At 75.9% G+C, this 1,032-nt stretch carries 1 protein-coding gene; it reads right to left on the reverse strand.

Annotation, left to right across the window (positions count from 1 at the left end):
* Positions 1–218 precede the first annotated feature (218 nt).
* The coding region (locus HW578_RS26935) for an N-acetylmuramoyl-L-alanine amidase family protein (protein WP_198373764.1) at positions 219–1,032 on the reverse strand (814 nt) is incomplete at its 5' end.

The raw sequence follows: 1,032 nt of genomic DNA on the forward strand, positions 1-1,032 counted from the left end.
GCGGCCGGGCGGCGGCGCCTCCGCGGCGGGGGCATCGGCGACAGCGCTGGGCTCGGGCGCAGCCGGGCCGGCACGCCGGCGCTTCATGCGGGCGGGGTCGAGCGGCGCGTCGGCGCGTAGCGGATTCGATGACACACCGGGCAAATACACGATTTCCTTCAACTCCGCGACCATCCCGCGCCCCCGGCCCAGCGCTCAAACGGGCGTGATCGCGCGGTCTATCCGGCCGCCGCCTGCGCCCCCGTCGCCTCGAGCCATTGCCGCACCGCCCGCGCCAGTGCGCCCGCCAGCCGCGCGCGATGGTCCGCGCGCTTCAGCGCCGCCTCGTCGCGCGGGTCCGACAGGAAGCCCAGCTCCACCAGCGCCGAGGGGATCTCCGGCGCCTTCAGCACCACGAAGGACGCCTCGCGGTGGGTATTGGGCAGCAGCGGCCCTTCCTCGCCCAGTTCGCGCACGGCAAGCCGGGCCATGCGCGCCGAACCGGCCCGCGTCTCCTGCCGCATCAGGCTGATCAGGATGCGCTGCACCTCGGGGCTGACCGAGGGAAGGCGCAACCCGCCGGCGATGTCGGCGCGGTTCTCGCGACGCGCCAGCGCCTCGCTCATCGCATCCGAAGCCGTCTCGGCAAGCGTGTAGACCGAGGCACCCCGCGCGCCCGGCGCGCTGTCCGCATGCAGCGAGACAAACAGCGCCGCTTCCCGCCGCCGCGCGAATTCCACCCGCTCGGCCAGCGGGACGAAGACGTCGCGCGTGCGGGTCAGCGCCACGCGGCAGCTGCGCGTCGCCTCGAGGCGCGCCTTGAGGTCGAGCGCGGCGGCCAGCACGATGCGCTTCTCCTGCGTGCCGGAGGCGCCGATTGCCCCCGGGTCGCGCCCGCCATGGCCCGGGTCGAGCACCACCAGCGGCAGCGGAGCGGCGCTGCGCGCCACCCCCGCCAGCGTATCGTGCCCGGCGCGCACCGCCGCGGCGAAGTCGGCCGCCGGCGCGGGGCGGATGTCGATCACGATGTAACCGGCGCGGGCCGGCCCGCCG

The organism is Roseomonas rosulenta, from assembly GCF_016106005.1.
Taxonomy (GTDB): Bacteria; Pseudomonadota; Alphaproteobacteria; order Acetobacterales; family Acetobacteraceae; genus Neoroseomonas; species Neoroseomonas rosulenta.